Annotated in this window: 16 protein-coding genes and 1 tRNA gene; 8 read left to right on the top strand and 9 right to left on the bottom strand. The window is 61.9% G+C overall.

The annotated features are described in order from the left end of the window. Positions 1-120 precede the first annotated feature (120 nt). The gene (locus SAZ10_RS05345) at positions 121-1,044 is read right to left on the bottom strand and encodes a site-specific integrase (RefSeq protein ID WP_318608147.1); all 924 of its coding nucleotides are present in this window, start codon (positions 1,042-1,044) and stop codon (positions 121-123) included. A 280-nt stretch (positions 1,045-1,324) separates the two neighbouring features. After that, complete coding sequence (locus SAZ10_RS05350; RefSeq protein WP_318608148.1) at positions 1,325-2,476, bottom strand: porin; 1,152 nt, start codon at positions 2,474-2,476, stop codon at positions 1,325-1,327. Positions 2,477-2,943: 467 nt separating this feature from the next. Between SAZ10_RS05350 and SAZ10_RS05355 the strand changes: the two genes are divergently transcribed. Beyond that, positions 2,944-3,034 (top strand) — tRNA-Ser (locus tag SAZ10_RS05355). A 470-nt stretch (positions 3,035-3,504) separates the two neighbouring features. Further along, positions 3,505-4,713 carry a porin gene (locus SAZ10_RS05360; protein ID WP_318608149.1) on the top strand — a complete coding sequence of 403 codons (1,209 nt, stop codon included), beginning with the start codon at positions 3,505-3,507 and terminating at the stop codon, positions 4,711-4,713. Positions 4,714-4,817: 104 nt separating this feature from the next. Here SAZ10_RS05360 and SAZ10_RS05365 read toward each other — a convergent pair whose 3' ends face one another. Beyond that, the gene (locus SAZ10_RS05365) at positions 4,818-5,693 is read right to left on the bottom strand and encodes an alpha/beta hydrolase (protein WP_318608150.1); all 876 of its coding nucleotides are present in this window, start codon (positions 5,691-5,693) and stop codon (positions 4,818-4,820) included. A 642-nt stretch (positions 5,694-6,335) separates the two neighbouring features. Then, complete coding sequence (locus SAZ10_RS05370) at positions 6,336-8,498, bottom strand: lytic transglycosylase domain-containing protein (protein ID WP_318608151.1); 2,163 nt, start codon at positions 8,496-8,498, stop codon at positions 6,336-6,338. A gap of 228 nt (positions 8,499-8,726) precedes the next feature. Between SAZ10_RS05370 and dapA the strand changes: the two genes are divergently transcribed. From dapA to SAZ10_RS05385, 3 genes are all read left to right on the top strand, one after another. Further along, positions 8,727-9,608: a 4-hydroxy-tetrahydrodipicolinate synthase gene (gene dapA / locus SAZ10_RS05375; RefSeq protein ID WP_318608152.1), complete on the top strand. Its 882-nt coding sequence runs from the start codon at positions 8,727-8,729 to the stop codon at positions 9,606-9,608. Positions 9,609-9,632: 24 nt separating this feature from the next. Beyond that, positions 9,633-10,106 carry an SsrA-binding protein SmpB gene (gene smpB / locus SAZ10_RS05380; protein WP_318608153.1) on the top strand — a complete coding sequence of 158 codons (474 nt, stop codon included), beginning with the start codon at positions 9,633-9,635 and terminating at the stop codon, positions 10,104-10,106. Positions 10,107-10,313: 207 nt separating this feature from the next. After that, a complete protein-coding gene (locus SAZ10_RS05385; RefSeq protein ID WP_318608154.1) occupies positions 10,314-11,102 on the top strand; it encodes a GH25 family lysozyme in 789 nt (262 codons plus the stop codon). Here the strand turns inward: SAZ10_RS05385 and SAZ10_RS05390 are convergent. Beyond that, entirely contained in the window at positions 10,994-11,884 is an 891-nt protein-coding gene (locus SAZ10_RS05390; RefSeq protein WP_318608155.1) for a LysR family transcriptional regulator, read from the bottom strand. The two genes, SAZ10_RS05385 and SAZ10_RS05390, sit on opposite strands and share 109 nt — an antisense overlap. Before the next feature lie 96 nt (positions 11,885-11,980). Here SAZ10_RS05390 and bla point away from each other — a divergent pair, with 96 nt between their 5' ends. Next, entirely contained in the window at positions 11,981-12,883 is a 903-nt protein-coding gene (bla, locus tag SAZ10_RS05395) for a class A beta-lactamase (protein WP_318608156.1), read from the top strand. A gap of 25 nt (positions 12,884-12,908) precedes the next feature. Here bla and SAZ10_RS05400 read toward each other — a convergent pair whose 3' ends face one another. From SAZ10_RS05400 to SAZ10_RS05415, 4 genes are read right to left on the bottom strand one after another with little or no spacing between them, the layout of a single operon-like run. Then, positions 12,909-13,115: a hypothetical protein gene (locus SAZ10_RS05400; RefSeq protein ID WP_318608157.1), complete on the bottom strand. Its 207-nt coding sequence runs from the start codon at positions 13,113-13,115 to the stop codon at positions 12,909-12,911. After that, positions 13,112-13,858 carry a hypothetical protein gene (locus SAZ10_RS05405; protein WP_318608158.1) on the bottom strand — a complete coding sequence of 249 codons (747 nt, stop codon included), beginning with the start codon at positions 13,856-13,858 and terminating at the stop codon, positions 13,112-13,114. Before SAZ10_RS05405 ends, SAZ10_RS05400 begins: the two co-directional genes overlap by 4 nt. Before the next feature lie 59 nt (positions 13,859-13,917). Further along, positions 13,918-14,622: a uracil-DNA glycosylase gene (locus tag SAZ10_RS05410; RefSeq protein ID WP_318608159.1), complete on the bottom strand. Its 705-nt coding sequence runs from the start codon at positions 14,620-14,622 to the stop codon at positions 13,918-13,920. Next, positions 14,622-15,200 carry an NYN domain-containing protein gene (locus tag SAZ10_RS05415; RefSeq protein ID WP_318608160.1) on the bottom strand — a complete coding sequence of 193 codons (579 nt, stop codon included), beginning with the start codon at positions 15,198-15,200 and terminating at the stop codon, positions 14,622-14,624. The genes SAZ10_RS05410 and SAZ10_RS05415 overlap by 1 nt, the downstream gene beginning before the upstream one ends. 300 nt (positions 15,201-15,500) lie before the next feature. Between SAZ10_RS05415 and rpoZ the strand changes: the two genes are divergently transcribed. Next, positions 15,501-15,899 (top strand): DNA-directed RNA polymerase subunit omega, encoded by a 399-nt coding sequence (gene rpoZ, locus SAZ10_RS05420; protein WP_318608161.1) that lies wholly within the window; start codon positions 15,501-15,503, stop codon positions 15,897-15,899. Between the two features lie 108 nt (positions 15,900-16,007). Then, the gene (locus SAZ10_RS05425) at positions 16,008-18,233 is read left to right on the top strand and encodes a bifunctional (p)ppGpp synthetase/guanosine-3',5'-bis(diphosphate) 3'-pyrophosphohydrolase (protein ID WP_318608162.1); all 2,226 of its coding nucleotides are present in this window, start codon (positions 16,008-16,010) and stop codon (positions 18,231-18,233) included. Positions 18,234-18,245 lie beyond the last annotated feature (12 nt).

Here is an 18,245-nt window from a genome sequence, read left to right on the forward strand (position 1 = left end):
GAGACGCTCCCGGATGTGAAGTTCCGGCAATCATCGCAGTAGCCGCTATGATTCGCCAGCGATGGCCGATCCAGCAAGAGCAGAGGGGAGCCAGTCTCGTTGCTGCAGCCTCAGTGACTGCTAAGTGCCAGTGCGCTCGAGAACTCCCACGCAAGGATCGAGATCGTTGGTCGCAAGATGCGCATAGCGCATCGTCATCTGCAGCGTCTGATGACCGAGCCACATCTGCACGCGGCGGATGTCGACGCCGCCCTGGACGAGACGCGATGCGCAGGTGTGCCTCAGTATGTGCGGAACCACCTGGTCGTCCTTGCCCAGGCCAACCTCGGCCTTGGCCTCATTCCAGACGGCGCGGAACTCCACCTGGGAAAGCATCTTGAACGGACCCTTGCCGCCCACGGAACGGCAGACGGTTTCCTTGGCTCGCTTCGTCAACGGTATCGTGCGGCTTCTGCCGGATTTGGTGAGCCAGAAACTCACCCGATCGGCGGAGACGTCGTTCCAGATCAGGCCGAGCGCCTCGCCAAGCCGGCATCCCGTATCGACGAGAAAGACGGCCAGCCTTTTGCAATCAGGCGAACGCTTTTCGAGAGCGGCGAACAGAACCTGCTCCTCGTATGGCTCGAGGAATCTGATGCGTCCGGCACGCTCCTTCTGCCTGCGGAACTCTGGGAGGCTGTGGATATCGCCCATCTTATGCGCTTTTCGTAGTAACTTGCTGAGCGCCGCCATCTTGCGATTCATGGTGGCGTTGCTGTTACCGCGTTCGCGCAACGTTCCGAGGACGAAGTCCAACGTCTCCTGCGAAAAGACGCTGAATTTTCTACCGAGCAATATTTCGTCGATCTCGCCGACGAATGAGGTCACATTATATTTATGCCGGCCGGGTTCCCAGAGAAGATCGCTGTACTTCGTAAAAAGCTCCCGGACAGAATGTTCTGTGACTGCCCGGATGAATTTCAGGTCGTAGCTGACCTTATAGCCTTGATCCGGGCGACCGACCGCCTCGGCGGCATAGCCGCTGATTTCTTGTACGCCCCTCATTGTGGCAGCCCCCGACCACTAAAGGGCGGCATATCTGCCGATAGTTTTCCGAATTGCAAGAAAAACCTCGGCCGGGAAATGCTTCCCCAGCGTGAGATCGGTCTAGTACAACGGTTCTTGAACAAGGGATTTCTTCTTTGGTTCGTTAGCCGACTTCCTACCTCTGCCCTATTCAACCCCAAAACGAGTGCTCTGCGGCACCATCGAGTTATTTAATGGAACCGGCCCAGAGCTCGATGAGCCCCGGGCCAGTCATTTCTAGATCAGCTCACGCCTTCGATCAGAAGGTGAACTGGGTGCGGAGGTAAGCACCCCAGTTGTCTTCGCTCTCGGCGACACCGATATGGTCGTCGTCGATGTGCTTGAAGCCGACGCCCGGCGTCACGACGAAGCCCGGAACAACCGTGTAGTTCAGGTCGACGTCGATCGAGTAGTCGCTGAACTCGTTGTAACCGAACTCGGCGTTGAGGGTGGCGCGGTCGTTGAAGTGGATCGCACCGCCGGCCCAGATCGCCCAGTCGCCGCCCCAGGTGGCGTAGAAGTTGCCGCCATTGTCCTTGTACGGAGCGCCGTTCGGGAAGTTGCCGTCACCGTCGTCATCCGTCCAGGCGCCCATCACGAAGAACGAGAACATGTCGTTCGGGGTGATGTCCACGCGGCCCTTGATGGCGAACTCTTCCTGCACGGAATCGTAAGCGCCGACAGCCGACACGCCGAAGAGGCCGCCCTTGTAGGCAGCGCCGACGAGGATATGCGGCGTGTAGTCGTTGATGGCGCCCTGACCGATTGTTTCACCGCCGACGGTGAACTTGGAAAACTCCGAATCACCGTTGTTGCCTTCTTCAACAGCGGCGCCGAGCGAGAAGCCGTTGCCGAAGTCATAGGTGTACTGGATCGTGTGCGTCGTGAACGGACCGTAGGGGATCAGGCCGTCGTTGACGACACCCGAGGCATAGCCCGTGAACGTGTCGAAGAAGGAATCCTCGACGCCGATCAGGAAGCCGCCGAGCTTCACCCATGCACGCTCGATGCTTTCCGAGTTGCCGACGGGATGGATGTCGGCCGCGCCGTTGGCGGTCGACCAGTCAAAGTTGACCTGCACCTTGCCCTGCAACGTGCCGAGCTCGGTCTCGGTGCGGGCTTCCATACGGAGCGCGAAGCGGCCGCGCTTGTGGTAGGTGTCGGCGTCGTCGTCGGCGTCGACGTTGTCGCCGAACAGGTCACCCACGCCGATGTCGTAACGGACATAGCCGCCGACCTTCAGACAGACCTCGGTGCCGGGGACGTAGTAGAAGCCGGTGCCGTAGGTGTCGCAGACGCGGACATATTCGACCGGCTCCGGCTCCGGAGCGACGACCGCGTCAGCGGCGCGCGCACCGGAAACCGCGACCAGCGCCGCAGCCGAGCCGAGAAGAAGGCTCTTGATGTTCATTTTCTGACCTCCAGTCAAAAGTTTAAATACGGGTCTGGGTATTTTTGCTGAAGGACAGCGTTCCCTGCCCCATCCCCTTTGATGAAAAAGATGCGGTTGGCCGCCCCTCTTTCGAATTCGACCATTACTCATGGGCCTGCCCCGTTCAACTGATAAGGTGTGCGGCGGGCAGGCTTCCGAACGCGATCCCCAACCGTTGTTGCAGAAAAGCCACGATTTGCTTACCCCTGGAAAGAGATTGTTTACCAGCCCGGGCGCCGGAGCCCGGAAACCATGGGCCAGCGAGGCAAGGAAGTGCCTCGATTCGCTGTCTGTAGGGCGTCTAGGCTGGGAATGTCTTGCATGAGGCCGCCCCAATCGCGGGCGGCGCGGTCCAGCTTTTCCTCTTTGGCTAACGCTGCGAGCGCGATTCGCCCTCCATTCTTGTTGATTGTGCCGGACGTTTTCTTTATCCAGCGGGGCGCGCCGGAGAGGTGGCCGAGTGGTCGAAGGCGCTCCCCTGCTAAGGGAGTAGGCCTCAAAAGGGCCTCGTGGGTTCGAATCCCATCCTCTCCGCCATCCTGCTTCGCTCTTCGAGCTGCGCAGGACCACCACCTGCATTCCAGTCAAAGCAAGGTGCCTTCCGAAGCTTAGCGAAGGAGGACCGTGCTGTTTTATGTCCAGTAGATAGAAGACCTATCCGATAGCGGCCGACGCAATGCGGGAACTACTGCGAATCTAAAGCAGCGCTTCCAAGAGCTGGTTCTGGATTGTTTCGCCATACCTCAAAATACCTGACTTGGGCCCATAACCGATGTTGCCGTTTCAGATCGGGCCAAGGCCGAGTCGTTTGAACGCTATTTCAAGTCTAGTTCCGGTCACGCCTTCGATGGCAGGCAGTCTGGCGATCGAAAATCCATATAAAACACGTCGGCATTTTGGGGCGCCGGGCGATAAAGTCAAAAAAATGTACATTATTTCAAAGACTTAAGGCTGCGCGACGTCTTCTGTCCGCCTCCAGACGTCTGATTCTGACTGGAGGTCAGAAAATGAACATCAAGAGCCTTCTTCTCGGCTCGGCTGCGGCGCTGGTCGCGGTTTCTGGTGCGCGCGCCGCTGACGTGGTCGTCGCTCCGGAGCCGGAGCCCGTCGAATATGTCCGCGTCTGCGACACCTACGGCACCGGCTTCTATTACGTCCCTGGCACCGAGGTCTGCCTGAAGGTCGGCGGCTATCTCCGTTACGACATCGGCATCGGTGACCTGTTCGGCGATGACGTCGATGGCGACGTCGGAGGCGACACCTACCACAAGCGTGGCCGCTTCGCGCTGCGCATGGAAGCCCGCACCGAGACCGAGCTCGGCACGTTGCAGGGCAAGGTGCAGGTCAACTTCGACTGGCAGACGGCCAACGCGCCCAACAGCTTTAACCAGAGCGGCAACTTCAACGAGACCCATCCCGTCGGTAACGCAGAAAGCATCGAGCGTGCCTGGGTGAAGCTCGGCGGGTTCCTGATCGGCGTCGAGGACTCCTACTTCGACACCTCGACGGGCTACGCCTCGGGCGTCGTCAATGACGGCCTGATCCCCTACGGTCCGTTCACCACGCACACGATCCAGTACACCTACGACTTCGGCAACGGCTTCTCGCTGGGCGCCGCGGTTGAAGAAGGCAACAACGGCGACTCCTTCTATTCCAAGGATCCCGGCTTCTTCGATACTGCTACAGGTACGTTCTTCGCAGGCTCGCCCTTCGGCCAGGGCGCGATCCTCGACTACACGCCGCACGTCCTCGTCAGCGCTGCTTACAAGACTGGCCTGTGGGGGCTTTCGGCTGTTGCGGCCTACGACTCGGTGCAGGAAGAGGTCGCCATCAAGGGCCGCTTGGATATCACGCCGAGCGACCTGTTCTCGGTGTTCGTCATGGGCGCCTGGACGGATGATAGCGGCAGCGGAAACTTCCCGAGCGGCGCTCCCTATGACGGCAACGGTGGCAACTTCTACGCCACCTGGGGCGGCGACTGGGCGATTTGGGCCGGCGGTGCTTTGCACATCAACGACCGCGCGACCCTCAACGCCGAGTTTGGCTACAACCAGCTCAGCGACTACTCGATCGACGTCGACCTGAACTACACCCTGGTGCCGGGCTTCGTCGTGACACCGGGCGTCGGCTTCCGGCATGGCGATGGCGATCCGCTCAGCCAGTTCCCGAACGACGACCAGTGGGGCGGCTATCTCCGCACCCAGTTCACGTTCTGATCACCTGATCAGTGGGACGGGCCAAAGGACCCGGCGGGCAACCGCCGGGTTCTTCTTTTTCGGGAGCAGGGCAGGGAAAAGTTCGCCTTTAGGCCCCTCGGAGCCTATTGCTCCGCTGCCGCGATGAATTCCTGGATCACGCTCGGAACATCGCCGGTTTCCAGGAACGGCGCATGACCTTGCCCTTCGACCGTGACCGTCCGGCAATCCGGGTGGCGGCGTGCCATCGCTGCAAGCGTTTCGGACGAGAGAAGCTTCGAGTTCGACCCCCGAATCGCAAGAAGCGGCACGCCCGCGAGTTTCTCGAACTGCGGCCACAGCTCCGGCAGCGGCTTCCTCGGATCGAAATTCCCGAGAACGTTGACGAGTTTGGGGTCGAAGTCGGGCACGAACTCGCCATTCATCCGGCGATAGATGCTGTCGACCATGTGCTCCCAATCGGCATCCCGCAACGCCGTGAAGGCCGCGCCGTGGATGCTGCGCTGAACCGCGACAGCCTCCGCATAGTCTCTCGGCTGTGCCGCCTGCTCGAGATAGGCGCGGATGTGGATGAGCCCTTCCATCTCGAGCACGGGTCCGACGTCATTCAGCACGGCCGCCGCGAGCAGCGCAGGTTTGATGACGGCAAGCACGTGCATAATCAGCCCGCCGCGCGACGTGCCGATGAAGGCGGCACGATCGAGGCCAAGCGAAGCAAGCCCGGCGACAATATCGGCCGCTTCGATCCCGACCTGATAGTTCCGCCAGTCGGGATCATAATCTGACTGGCCGCGGCCGCGATAGTCGAAGGCGATCACCTGGCGGCCGGCGGACAAAATCAGTGCAAGCTCATGGAAATCGCGCGCATTGCGGGTTAGCCCTGGCAGGCAGACCACGGGGAGCGTACCCTCACGCGGCGTGCCATAGATGCGCGCGTGGAGCTTCAGGCCATCCGGTGCCGGGTAGAAGGCATCTATGTACGTCGTGCCGCCGGTTGCCACGTTCCGACCAACTCCATGCTTGCGCAAGGTGACTGCCATGAAACAGGGCAGGGGAGCAACCGAGGGCGCTCAGCCGGTCCGAATGAGGCGAACCGCCATGAAAACAGAAAAGCGCTGAGATTGCTCCCAGCGCTTTCTGTCCAGATCAAGACCATCCACGATGGCGCACGCCCGAAGGCAGACAGCCATGTCGGCCCTGATGCTGACGGTCACAGAGGTACGTATCCTGACCGGAGCACGCCCTTTCTGGACCACGCCGCCGCATCCTCTGAGGGTTGCAGGAAGCGCACCATCGAAGGACTTTGTCCGGCCTTCATGGCAGCATCGGACTACCGTTCACGTTTCGAACCGCTTCGAGTAGCGCCCGCTCGACCCCAGGGAGCCCGTCCTGCCTGATGCATGGGCACCCGACTGGCTTGTCTCCGGCGCGGGCCTCAGGCTTCCCGCCTTTCCCGGCTGTCGCGGCCGGTTCGTCGGGGCTTGAGATGACCCAATGTAACCTAACGTCAGCGTGCGAACAGCCGCTTCGTCGAGCTGTCCGCACTTTCCCCGCTATTCACCGCCCATCCTGTTCATAACCGGCCTGCAAGAAGTGAGCGCCGCTACACCCACGCAAATCATGACGCGGCAATGGAGCGGTCTTCAGCGCCCGTTGACGAGGTCGTCGGCGATGTCGAAATGCCCGGAGAGGCGCATTTTGTAGACCTCGTAATTTTCCATCACGCGCTGGACGTAATTCCTGGTTTCGGTGAAGGGAATCCGCTCGATCCAGTCGACCACGGCGTTGAGATCCTTCCCCCGCGGGTCGCCATATTTGAGGATCCATTCTTGGGCGCGACGCGGGCCGGCGTTGTAGCCCACGAAGGTCAGCACATACGATCCGTCGAATCTGCCAAGCTGGTCCTGCAGGAAGGCAGCACCCAATGTCGCATTATAGCCCGCATCGGTCGTGAGCCGGTCCTGCGAAAAGGGCAGCCCGTTCCTCTTGGCCATTTCCTTGGCCGTCCCCGGCAAAAGCTGCAGCAGTCCGCGCGCGCCTGCCCCCGAGACAGCGCCGATATTGAATTCGCTTTCCTGCCTTGCGATCGCATAGGCGAGCGCCATGCCGGCGCCGGAGATATCCGCCGAAGACGGGATCACGCCGACCGGATGGGAGAGGGCGCCGATGTTCACGCCGCGCCCGCCGGCGATCTTGGCGAGACGCAATGCCAGGAAATGATCGCCGCGCTTCTCGGCCATGGCCGCGAGCAGCGCCAGTTCGCCCGGGCTGTCGAGCTGCTGGGCAAGATCGCGGTACAGGATCTCGGCCCGTGCCGGATAACCGGCATCTTCCAGGCGGCGGATCGCGCGTACTGCCTCGCGCCCGGCGAAGGTCCGGCGATCGGCGTCTGTCGCCGCAGGATCGTCGATGGAGATCGTCACGGCGCCAAGACGGGTAGCGGCGAGCTGCCCATAGAATGCAGTGCCGTAACCGGCAGCCTTCTTGTAATAGGCGGCAGCATCGCCCGGCCCGCCGGCCTCCGCCGTGCGGCCGAGCCAATAATAGGCACGGGACAGGCCCATCGGCCCTTCCGCAACCTCGGCGATCCGCTGAAAGTGCTTCGCCGCAATCTCGGGATCGTTCAACCCGCGCAGCGCATACCAGCCGGCATGGAACTCGGCTTCGACGATGTTCGCCGTTTTCTCGGCCGAATGCGCGGCCACCAGCTTATAGGCCGTCTTGATGTCGCCTTGATCGACCAGCTCGCGCGACAGGACGCGCCGCTCGACCCACCATTCGTCTGGGTCGACGAGCGAGGCCCGGTCGCGCGGCGCCTTTACCATCACGGCCGCAGCCTGCGTAAAGCTCTTCTTGCGGCGCAGATACTTGGCCTTCGCGAAAAGGTAGCCGGCCGAACGTTGCGCATCAGGCACCGCGTCGAGCAGCTTCTTCGCCTCTTTGTCGTTGCGCAGGACCGCAGCCCAGGCGTCGGCGAGCTCCTTGGCTCCGGCGAGGCTTGCGACGCGCTGCGCAGATGCAGGCCGCTCCGCATAAAGCATCCTCTCCATACGGAAGCGGTGATCGGCAGTCGGGATGACCGCGCCGAATTCCTTGATGATTGCGACCTCGTCGGACGCTTCCAGCTTCTCCATGCGCCAGAATGGCGCGAGCACCGCCCGCGCCGAGTCCAGCTGGCCTGTCGCGATATAGGCGCGGGCAAGCAACGTCACGCCTTGGACGGTGAGCGGAGTACTGGTTGCGAAGGCCTTGAGAACGGTCTGTGGATCCGGTTTCTCGCGGTAGAGCGCTCGCTCGGCATTCCTCTTCAGCACGTCGGCGCCCGGCCATTGCGAAAGCGTGCGTGCGGCCGACGCGATCTCGGCGCTGCTGGCTTCGCTGCTCATGGCGATTGCCCAGGTGAGGATATGCCGGTCGAGCCCATCCGTCGGGAGCTGGTCGCGCGCGCCGCGCGCGCTGGCTACGTCGCCGGCGGCCAGCGCATCGAGCCCGGTCTTCAGCATACCGATGTCCGGGTCGTCGGTCGGCGCGATTTCGGGCTGGGGAATCTCCAACTGCGGGATGGCTGCGGTGAACGTCTGATGGTCGACCGTGGGCTTGCCCGCAGTCCGGCCTGCTGTGGCCGGCGCAATTGCGACCGGATTGGTCGTGGGCGTGCCGACATAGCCATCCTGAGCCTCTGATCTAAAGGCGGGAGCGGGCACATGCGCGAAATTGTCGATAGCGGCCGGAATGAACGTGGCCACGACATCGAGCGCCAGGATGGCGCCGGCGACAACAACGCTGGCTAGCGTGCCTTTCGGCATGAACGGGCTGCCCCTCTCCAGGCCAGAACAAATAAAAGCGGGGACCAATCGGAGCCTATGGCAGCATGGTGAATGGGCCGTTAAGCAACACGCTGCTGGCCGAGACGGACCCAGCAAATTCGACCTATGCAGCAACTAATTGACAAGACTATGGTGCGGGCCGGCCGTTTCCGTTAGAAAGCCGCGCTGCCATAAGGCAGGAGCCATGTTGGTCGAGGAGTTCCGGAAATGCTCAGAGGGTCGATGCCCGCACTTGTGACGCCGTTCACCAAGGCTGGTAGGTTCGACGACAAAGCGTTCCGTGCCCTGGTCGAATGGCAAATCTCCGAAGGTTCGAGCGGGCTGGTGCCAGTCGGCACCACTGGCGAGTCGCCGACTCTTTCGCACGAGGAGCACCGCGAGGTGGTGAGGACCTGCGTGGAGGTGGCGAAGGGCAGGGTCCCCGTCATTGCCGGCGCGGGCTCTAACAACACGGAAGAGGCGGTCGGGCTCGTTCAGTTTGCCGAGAAGGTCGGCGCAAACGCCGTGCTGGTGGTGACCCCCTATTACAACAAGCCCACGCAGCGCGGGCTCTATGCCCACTTCGCGGCGGTGGCCAAGGCAACGAAGCTGCCGATCATCATCTACAACATCCCCCCGCGTTCGGTGGTCGACATGTCACCGGAGACGATGGGCAGGCTGGCTCATGATTTCAAGAACATCGCCGGCGTGAAGGATGCCACCGGCAAGATCGAACGCGTGTCCGAGCAGCGCATTACCTGCGGCAAGGATTTCATCCAGCTCTCCGGCGAGGATGCTTCGGCCCTCGGCTTCAACGCTCATGGCGGCTCGGGCTGTATCTCTGTCACGGCCAATGTCGCGCCGCGCCTCTGCGCGGAGTTCCAGAAAGCAAGCCTTGCCGGCGATCACCAACGTGCTCTCGAGCTGCAGGATCGGCTGATGCCGCTGCACAAGGCGATTTTCATCGAGCCGGGTGTTGCGGGTGCGAAATATGCGCTCTCGCGGCTCGGCAAGGTCGAGAATGTCGTGCGCTTGCCGCTGACGACGGTCGAGGAAGCCACTGCCGAGAAGATCGACGAGGCGCTGAAGCACGCCGGGCTTCTGAACTGAGGCTTGGTCGCCTAAATATTTGATATGAGCAAGGACAAGAACTCGAACGGCAAGACCGTCGCCGAGAATCGCAAGGCGCGCTTCTCCTACGAGGTGATGGATACCTATGAGGCGGGGCTGGCACTGACCGGCACCGAGGTGAAATCGCTGCGCGAGGGCCACGCCAACATCCAGGAGAGCTATGCCGCCGTCGAGGGAGGCGAGATCTGGCTGATCAATTCCTACCTGCCGGAATACACGCAGGGCAATCGCTTCAACCACGAGCCGCGGCGGCGCAGGAAGCTGCTTCTCAACAAGCGCGAGATGGCGCGGCTCGCTGACGGCGTCGAGAAGGAGGGGATGACGATGGTGCCCCTCAAGATCTACTTCAACGAGCGTGGCCGCGCCAAGCTCCTGCTCGCTATCGCGCGAGGCAAGAAGCTGCACGACAAGCGTGAGACCGAGAAGAAGCGCGACTGGGCAAGGGAGAAGTCGCGGCTCCTCAAAGAGCGGGGATAAAGTAGCGAATAGGGAAGTAGCGAATAGCGAATAGGGAGATAGCGAATAGGGAATGACTTGACTATTGGCGGTCAAACGATTCTTCGCTACTCGCTACTCGCTACTCGCTACTCGCTACTCGCTACTCGCTACTCGCTACTCGCTACTCGCTACTCGCTACTCGCTACTCGCTACTCGCTACTCGCTACTCGCCGAAATCTCGTCACGATGTTCACCGACACAGGTGCGGTGAATCGCCTCTTTCGTCTCACTGCCGGATTTGTGCTGGCCGCTTGCGCCGTTTCGGTCGCCGGCTACTTCTATTTCATGGGCTTCTCGCCGGATCGAGACAAATATCCGGTGCGCGGCATCGACGTCTCCAATCATCAGGGCGCGATCGACTGGCCGCGTGTCGCCGCCGATGACGTTGCCTTCGCAGTCATCAAGGCGACGGAGGGCGGCGATTTCGTCGACAGATCCTTTGCCAGGAATCTGGCTGGCGCGCGTTCTGCCGGAATAGCGGTGGGCGCCTATCACTTTTTCACCTTCTGTCGGCCCGGAGCCGATCAGGCACAGAACTTCATCGCAACGGTGCCGCGCGACGGTCCGCTTCTGCCGCCGGTGGTCGACATCGAATTCGGGGGCAATTGCACGGATCGGCCCTCGATCGAGAAGTTCGAGGCGGAGCTGAAGGCTTTCCTCGATCCTGTCGAAGCGGCGTTCGGGAAGAGGGCAATTGTCTACATCATCGGTGACGCGTTGGAGACGTATGGCACTGCCGTCGCCGGCCGCCAGCGTTGGGTCCGTTCATTGGCGATGCATCCAGGTCATGATGACTGGATCTATTGGCAGTATCACAACAAGGGCAGGGTGGACGGAATTGAAGGCCCCGTCGATCTCAATGTCCTTCAAGGGGAATTGGCTGCTTTCGCTGGCCCCACTGCAGCCGTGAGCCAAAGCCTGAACCCCCGCATGGCGGGGCTTTCGGCGCGCGAGCGCAGTCGGACCAGCCAATAACGTCCCGCATCGATTTCGGCGGCGAACGGGCGCATGAGTCGTTCCGCAGCAAGCTCGTTCTCGAACATCATCGCCGGCAGCAGCGCGACACCGGCTCCGGCGGCGGCAGCGCTCGCCATGACCGCAGAGGAATCGAAGACCGGCCCGCGGATCTTCGGGCAATCGGCGCCGGCCGCCTCGAACCAGCGCGGCCACTCGTCCTGGCGGTATGACCGCAACAGCGTCTCGCCGGCGAGGTCGCCGGGGCGCGCGAGGCGCCTCGCCAGCGCAGGGGCGCAAAGCGGCGTCATAGGTACATCGATCAGCGGTATCGCCTCGACGCCATGCCAGGCACCGTCGCCGAAGCGTATTGCGAGGTCGAGACCTTCGCCCGCCAGATCGACGCGATTGTTGTTCGTGAGAATTCTTAAGTCGACCGTCGGATTGGCGGCGGTGAATTCGGCGATTCGCGGGAGCAGCCAGCCGGTCGCGAAGGTGCCGACGACCCCGACCGTGAGCACCTCATGGTAGCGGCCGTCCACGAAGCGATCGAGCATCGCTCCGATGCGGTCGAAGGCCTCGCTCAGCACGGGCACGAGCGCAGCACCTTCATCGGTTAGCGCGAGGCCCCGAGGCAGGCGGCGAAACAGGACGATGCCGAGCCGCTCCTCGAGCCCGCTCACCTGATGACTGACCGCGGCCTGGCTGACGCAGAGCTCGATGGCCGCACGCGTGAAGCTCAAATGGCGGGCGGCGGCCTCGAAGGCGCGCAAGGCGTTCAGGGGAAGCTGCGGTCGGTCCATCGCGATGCAATAAATTTTCTCATACCCCTTCCGAGATATCATCGTTTGCCCGCCGACCACCAGTCCCGCATCGTCACTCTGCCAAAGGAGGCAGACATGATTTCGAGACGACAGCTTGTGATTGCGGCCGCTAGCAGTGCCTTGTTCGCAACCGGTAGAATTTATGCAGCAGAAACAGATGGATTAGAAAGCAAGGCGCTTGAGAAGGCGATTGCTGAAATCGAAGCGAAGAGCGGCGGCCGCCTCGGCGTCGCCGTGCTCGACACCGGATCCGGCGGGCGTTTCGCCCATCGCGGTGACGAACGTTTCCCGATGTGCAGCACCTTTAAATTTCTATTGGCGGCTGCGATTCTTGCGAAGGTGGATGAGGGACGGGAACATCTCGAACGCGGCATACCGGTGGTGGCCAACGACATCATATCCCACTCGCCGGTCTCCAAGCGCTTCGTTGGCCGTGAGGCCAGCGTCGCTGAACTCTGCGAGGCGATTGTGACGGAGAGCGACAACGGAGCGGCCAACCTTCTGCTTGCGACCATCGGTGGAGCGCAGGGGCTGACCCGATTCGTCCGCGGGATCGGCGACGAGGTCACCAGGCTCGATCGCTTCGAGCCGGAGCTCAATGAAGTCAGGCCTGGCGATGAGCGCGATACGACCAGCCCGAACGCCATGCTCGCCGATCTCGACCGGCTGGTGCTCGGTTCGTCGCTGACGGCAGGCTCCCGCGACCGCCTGACCGGCTGGCTGATCGCCTGTCGCACGGGTGATAAGCGAATCCGGGCTGGCCTGCCGAAGGGCTGGCGCGCTGGCGACAAGACCGGCACCGGTGAACGGGGCACGGCCAATGACATCGCTGTGGCTTGGCCGCCGAACGGAGCGCCAATCCTGCTGACCTCCTATCTGACCGGATGCCCGCTCGACGCCACCGGCCAGAACGCCGTTCATGCTGCTGTCGCGCATGCGGTCGTATCGGCGCGAGGGGAAATGGCGGGTAGTGAGTAGAGCCGCCTGTCGTGACGCCTTGACGTCAGGACTTCCTGGCTCCGCGGTAGGCGCTCGCCAGAAGCACGACGACGCAGCCCGCAAGCAGGATGCCGCCGGCAACAGCGGCAGCATGGAACCAAGTTGCAGCAACCGAGGCGACTGCGACCACGCCCAGGATCGCCAATGCAAGGAACTCATCATCGACAAAAAGGCCGATCAATTCGGTCCACAGCAGGGATAGCGTTTTCATGATGCTGCCTTGAGATCGGCGCGGCGAAGATGCATCGCCGCGCCGAGTCCAGTCACGAGAAAGATGGCGCCGAAGGCGAGAATGTCGAGATCGGCGCCCGGCCATTCCACGCCGAGACCTTCTCCGGTCCAGAAGACGCCGAAGGCGGACAGCATCACGCCGACACCGAATTTCAGCGTGTTCTCCGGCACGCGCGCCAGCGGTCGACGAATGGCAATGCCGGCAACGAGCACGAGCACGACAGCGGCGAGCGCACCCACAGCAGCTGGCACGATCAGCCCTCTGCCGGCGCCGACCGCGATCACGATGAACACAACCTCGAGCCCCTCCAGCAGCACGGCCTTGAAGGCGGTGATTCCGGCCATCCAATCGAGATGGGAGATCTTTTGCCGCTCGGCCTCCCTCAGCTCCGCTTCTTCCTTGGCGAATGCCTCGGTCTCGTCATGAAGCGCGATGTGGCCGGCAGCCCGCAGGATGGCCTTGCGTAGCCAGCGCAGTCCGAACAGCAGCAACAGGACACCGATGACAAGCTGCAGGACGCTGAGCGGTATCTGCCCGAGCAATGGTCCCAGCGATACCACCAGCAAGGCGAGCAGCGCCAGGGCGGCAACGGTGCCGGCTACGGCGGGTCGCCAGCCGCGGATGGTGGCCACGGCCAGAATGATGGTGAAGGCTTCCACCACTTCGACGGAGGAGGCAAGAAATGCCGAAATGACTGCGGGGCCGGCGATCGTCCAGGTCATTCCCAGATTCTTTCTCTCGGAGTGGCTTCCACCAACAGCTATTCCGGGATTGCTGCCCGTCAATCAAAAATCCAGGCGTCAGGCTGAACGGAAGCCACCGGATGCTGACGATCCAGAAGGCTCGCTATGTCTCCGAAAACGCGAAGGAACATTTCCTCCGTCAAGACACCGGTATTGGTGTTGTAGCGTGAGCAATGGTAGCTTGAGAAAAGCGTGACATGGCCGATCCCGGTTTTCGCGCCGTGCTTGAACGGGTATGCGGCTATTCGGCCTTCGAACGCGCGCACGACCGACTGATGCCCGATCGCGCCGAGCGACAGGATGGCTTCGAGCTTCGGCATGCCGGCAAGCACCGCGGTAAGGAAGCGGCGGCAGGTCGCGATCTCTCCTGGAAGCGGCTTGTTCTGCGGCGGCACGCACCGAACGGCGTTGGTGATCGCCGTCTCGAACAGGGTCAGTCCGTCGTCCGGCCGTGCTTCGTAACGGCCTTTGGCAAAGCCATGCGCGACGAGGGTGCGGTAGAGCAGGTCGCCAGCATAGTCGCCGGTGAAAGGTCGACCCGTGCGGTTCGCGCCCCGCAGCCCTGGCGCCAGGCCCACGATCAGGAGGCGAACGCTCTCAGGGCCTTCGGGCGGAAGAAAGGTCGGCACCGGCCCGTTGAACCAGTCCGGTTCCTTTGCACGCCAGGCATCCCTGAATTCACACAGCCTTGGACAGAGCGGACAGTCATGCGGCGGATCGGCAGCCGCGGTTGCGGCGCCCATCAGTAATCGTCGTCATGTTCGGCGGGCTCCGGCCGGCGCACCGGTCGCTCGGACGGGTCACGACCAACCTCGGCACGCAAAGTGGCAAGATCGATGAAATGGTCGGCTGTTCGGCGAAGGTCGTCGGAGATCATCGGCGGCTGCGAGGACATCGTGGACACGACGCTCACCTTTCGGCCCTTGCGTTGCAAAGCCTCGACGAGGGTGCGGAAATCTCCGTCCCCCGAGAAGATGACGTAGTGGTCGACGACATCGGTGAGTTCCAGGGCGTCGATCGTCAGCTCGATATCCATGTTGCCCTTGATCTTGCGGCGTCCGGCGGAATCGGTGAACTCCTTCGCAGGCTTGGTTACCACCTTGTAGCCGTTATAGTCGAGCCAATCGATCAGCGGCCGGATCGAAGAATATTCCTGATCCTCCACCAGCGCCGTATAGTAGTAGGCCCTGAGAAGGTAGCCGCGCTTCTGGAAGCTTGCGAGAAGCTTTCTGTAGTCGATGTCGAAGCCCAGCGCCCGGGAGGTGGCGTACAGATTGGCGCCGTCTATGAAAAGAGCGATTTTTTCGCGAGGGTCAAACATTTGCATTATCCTAATAGACGTTTTCACTAATCAAATCTTGCGCAAGCCCGAAAACGGGCGGAAACCCCTGGCGAGGCAACAGCAATACGTCGGCCGTTCAACTAACGTCACGCGAATATCGTTCCAAGCCGGGCCGGCCAAAATACAAAAAAATTTGATGGAGGCTTGACATGTGGTCACAAGAGGCCATTTCCGCACGCTCGTCGCCCGGCAAGGCATGCCGAAAAGCTTGTCTTTCCAGGGCGTTCGGAGTATGAGCGCGACAACTCTCCAGAAATCCAGGAATGAAAGGGGCGCTTGATGGCCCGCGTTACAGTTGAAGACTGCATCGACAAGGTCGATAACCGTTTCGAGCTCGTGCTGCTCGCCAGCCACCGTGCCCGGCAGATCTCGCAAGGCGCGCAGATCACTGTCGATCGCGACAATGACAAGAATCCCGTCGTGGCGTTGCGCGAGATCGCCGACTCCACGCTCGCGCCGGAAGACCTCAAGGAAGATCTCATCCACTCGCTCCAGAAGCATGTCGAAGTGGACGAGCCGGAGGCGGATGGCCAGGAACTGATCGATCAGGCAGACACCGCGGTGGCCGCCGAGGTCGACCGCGAAGACGACAATGTCGCATTCGATCGCATGAGCGAGGAAGAACTGCTTGCCGGCATCGAGGGGCTGGTTCCGCCGGAAAAGAGCGACGACTACTGATTGCCTTGGCCATCGCCCTTCCGCGATGGCAGTTTCATGGTTATCTATTTCATGCGCCGACCCTTTTGGGCGGCGCATGATTGATTCTAGCCCTCAGGTCGTCGGCCCATGATGCGTCAATACGAGCTTGTCGAGCGCGTGCAGCGCTACAAGCCTGACGTCAACGAGGCGCTGCTCAATAAGGCCTATGTCTACGCCATGCAGAAGCATGGCCATCAGCGCCGCGCGTCGGGCGACCCCTACTTCTCGCATCCGCTGGAAGTGGCCGCAATTCTCACGGACATGCATCTCGACGAGGCGACCATAGCTGTCGCGCTGCTGCATGACACGATCGAGGACACGACCGCGACCCGGGCCGAGATCGACGAGCTGTTCGGCCCTGAAATGGGCAAGCTGGTCGAGGGGCTGACCAAGCTCAAGAAGCTGGACCTCGTCTCCAAGAAGGCCGAACAGGCGGAGAACCTGCGCAAGCTTCTGCTCGCGATCTCCGAGGACGTGCGCGTGCTGCTCGTCAAGCTCGCCGATCGCCTCCACAACATGCGCACGCTCGACCACGTGCCCGCCGACAAGCGGCTGAGGATCGCCGAGGAGACGATGGAGATCTATGCGCCGCTCGCCGGCCGCATGGGCATGCAGGACATGCGCGAGGAGCTGGAGGAGCTCGCGTTCCGCTATATCAACCCCGATGCACACCGCACCGTCACCCAACGGCTGGCCGACGTATTCGAGCGCTCGCGCGGGCTGATTGCCGAGATCGAGAAGGCGATCTCCGGGCTCTTCGAGAAGCAGGGAATAAAGGCGACCGTCAAAAGCCGCCAGAAGAAGCCGTGGTCGGTGTTCCGCAAGATGGAGACCAAGGCGCTGTCCTTCGAACAGCTCTCGGACATCTTCGGTTTTCGCGTGATCGTGGACACGGTGGAGGACTGCTATCGCGCGCTCGGCGCGATCCACACGACGTGGTCGATGGTGCCGGGCCGTTTCAAGGATTACATCTCGACCCCGAAGCAGAACGACTATCGCTCGATCCACACGACCATTGTTGGTCCGTCGAACCAGCGTGTCGAGCTTCAGATCCGCACCAAGGCGATGAATCACGTCGCCGAATATGGCGTGGCCGCGCATTCGATCTACAAGGACAGTGTCGGCAAGCCGAACGGCGCGGGCCATCAGATATCGAGGGACACCAACGCCTATGCCTGGCTGCGCCGCACCATCGAGCAGCTCGCCGAAGGTGACAACCCCGAGGACTTCCTGGAAAACACGAAGCTCGAGCTTTTCCAGGACCAGGTGTTCTGCTTCACGCCGAAAGGCCGGCTGATCGCGCTGCCGCGCGGCGCAACGCCGATCGACTTTGCCTATGCGGTGCATACGGAAGTCGGAGATTCCTGCGTCGGCGCCAAGATCAACGGCCGTATCATGCCGCTGATGACCGAGTTGAAGAACGGCGACGAGGTGGAGATCATCCGCTCGAAGGCGCAGGTGCCGCCGGCTGCCTGGGAATCGATCGTGGTGACCGGAAAGGCGCGCTCGGCAATCAGGCGGGCGACGAAGAATGCGATCCGCAAACAATATTCGGGGCTTGGCACGCGCATCCTGGAGCGCGCCTTCGAGCGCGCCGGCAAGCCGTTTTCGAAGGACAGCCTGAAGTCGGTGCTGCCGCGGCTCGCCCACAAGGATGTCGACGACGCGCTCGCGGCGGTCGGCCGCGGCGAGCTGTCTTCAAGCGATGTTGTGAAGGCAGTGTTCCCCGACTACAAGGACGAGCGTATCACCCAGGCTCCGAAGACGCGCGAGGAAGGCTGGCTCAAGATCCGCAACGCAGCCGGCATGCTATTCCAGCTCCCGGGGCGCGGGTCGCGCAAGGAAAGGGCGGAGGACAGGAGCGATGCCCTGCCGATCCGCGGCATCACCGGCGACTTGCCGGTCCGCTTCGCGCCTGAGGGCGCGGTGCCGGGCGACCGTATCGTAGGCATTCTGCAACCGGGTTCCGGAATCACCGTCTACCCGATCCAGTCGCCGTCGCTGACCGCCTTCGACGACCAGCCGGAGCGCTGGATCGACGTGCGCTGGGACATCGACGAGGACACCAAGGAGCGCTTCCCCGCCCGTATTTCCGTCACCGCCATCAATGCACCCGGTTCGCTGGCCGAAATCGCCCAGATCGTCGCGTCGAACGACGCCAATATTCATACGTTGTCGATGGTCCGCACTGCGCCGGATTTTACCGAAATGCTGATTGATCTCGAAGTATGGGACCTGAAGCACTTGAACCGCCTGATTTCGCAGTTGAAGGCGAGCACGGCGGTGAGTGACGTGCGCAGGGTGAATGGCTGAGTTAGGCGAGGA

Source organism: Mesorhizobium sp. BAC0120, from assembly GCF_033542235.1.
In the GTDB taxonomy this organism is placed as follows: Bacteria; Pseudomonadota; Alphaproteobacteria; order Rhizobiales; family Rhizobiaceae; genus JAWRCU01.

Bases quoted from the DNA above. Each gene is read 5' to 3' on its own strand.
- SAZ10_RS05345 (WP_318608147.1), bottom strand. From the start codon at position 1,044: ATGAGGGGCGTACAAGAAATCAGCGGCTATGCCGCCGAGGCGGTCGGT.
- SAZ10_RS05350 (WP_318608148.1), bottom strand. From the start codon at position 2,476: ATGAACATCAAGAGCCTTCTTCTCGGCTCGGCTGCGGCGCTGGTCGCG.
- SAZ10_RS05360 (WP_318608149.1), top strand. From the start codon at position 3,505: ATGAACATCAAGAGCCTTCTTCTCGGCTCGGCTGCGGCGCTGGTCGCG.
- SAZ10_RS05370 (WP_318608151.1), bottom strand. From the start codon at position 8,498: ATGCCGAAAGGCACGCTAGCCAGCGTTGTTGTCGCCGGCGCCATCCTG.
- dapA (WP_318608152.1), top strand. From the start codon at position 8,727: ATGCTCAGAGGGTCGATGCCCGCACTTGTGACGCCGTTCACCAAGGCT.
- smpB (WP_318608153.1), top strand. From the start codon at position 9,633: ATGAGCAAGGACAAGAACTCGAACGGCAAGACCGTCGCCGAGAATCGC.
- SAZ10_RS05385 (WP_318608154.1), top strand. From the start codon at position 10,314: ATGTTCACCGACACAGGTGCGGTGAATCGCCTCTTTCGTCTCACTGCC.
- SAZ10_RS05390 (WP_318608155.1), bottom strand. From the start codon at position 11,884: ATGGACCGACCGCAGCTTCCCCTGAACGCCTTGCGCGCCTTCGAGGCC.
- bla (WP_318608156.1), top strand. From the start codon at position 11,981: ATGATTTCGAGACGACAGCTTGTGATTGCGGCCGCTAGCAGTGCCTTG.
- SAZ10_RS05400 (WP_318608157.1), bottom strand. From the start codon at position 13,115: ATGAAAACGCTATCCCTGCTGTGGACCGAATTGATCGGCCTTTTTGTC.
- SAZ10_RS05405 (WP_318608158.1), bottom strand. From the start codon at position 13,858: ATGACCTGGACGATCGCCGGCCCCGCAGTCATTTCGGCATTTCTTGCC.
- SAZ10_RS05410 (WP_318608159.1), bottom strand. From the start codon at position 14,622: ATGGGCGCCGCAACCGCGGCTGCCGATCCGCCGCATGACTGTCCGCTC.
- SAZ10_RS05415 (WP_318608160.1), bottom strand. From the start codon at position 15,200: ATGTTTGACCCTCGCGAAAAAATCGCTCTTTTCATAGACGGCGCCAAT.
- rpoZ (WP_318608161.1), top strand. From the start codon at position 15,501: ATGGCCCGCGTTACAGTTGAAGACTGCATCGACAAGGTCGATAACCGT.
- SAZ10_RS05425 (WP_318608162.1), top strand. From the start codon at position 16,008: ATGATGCGTCAATACGAGCTTGTCGAGCGCGTGCAGCGCTACAAGCCT.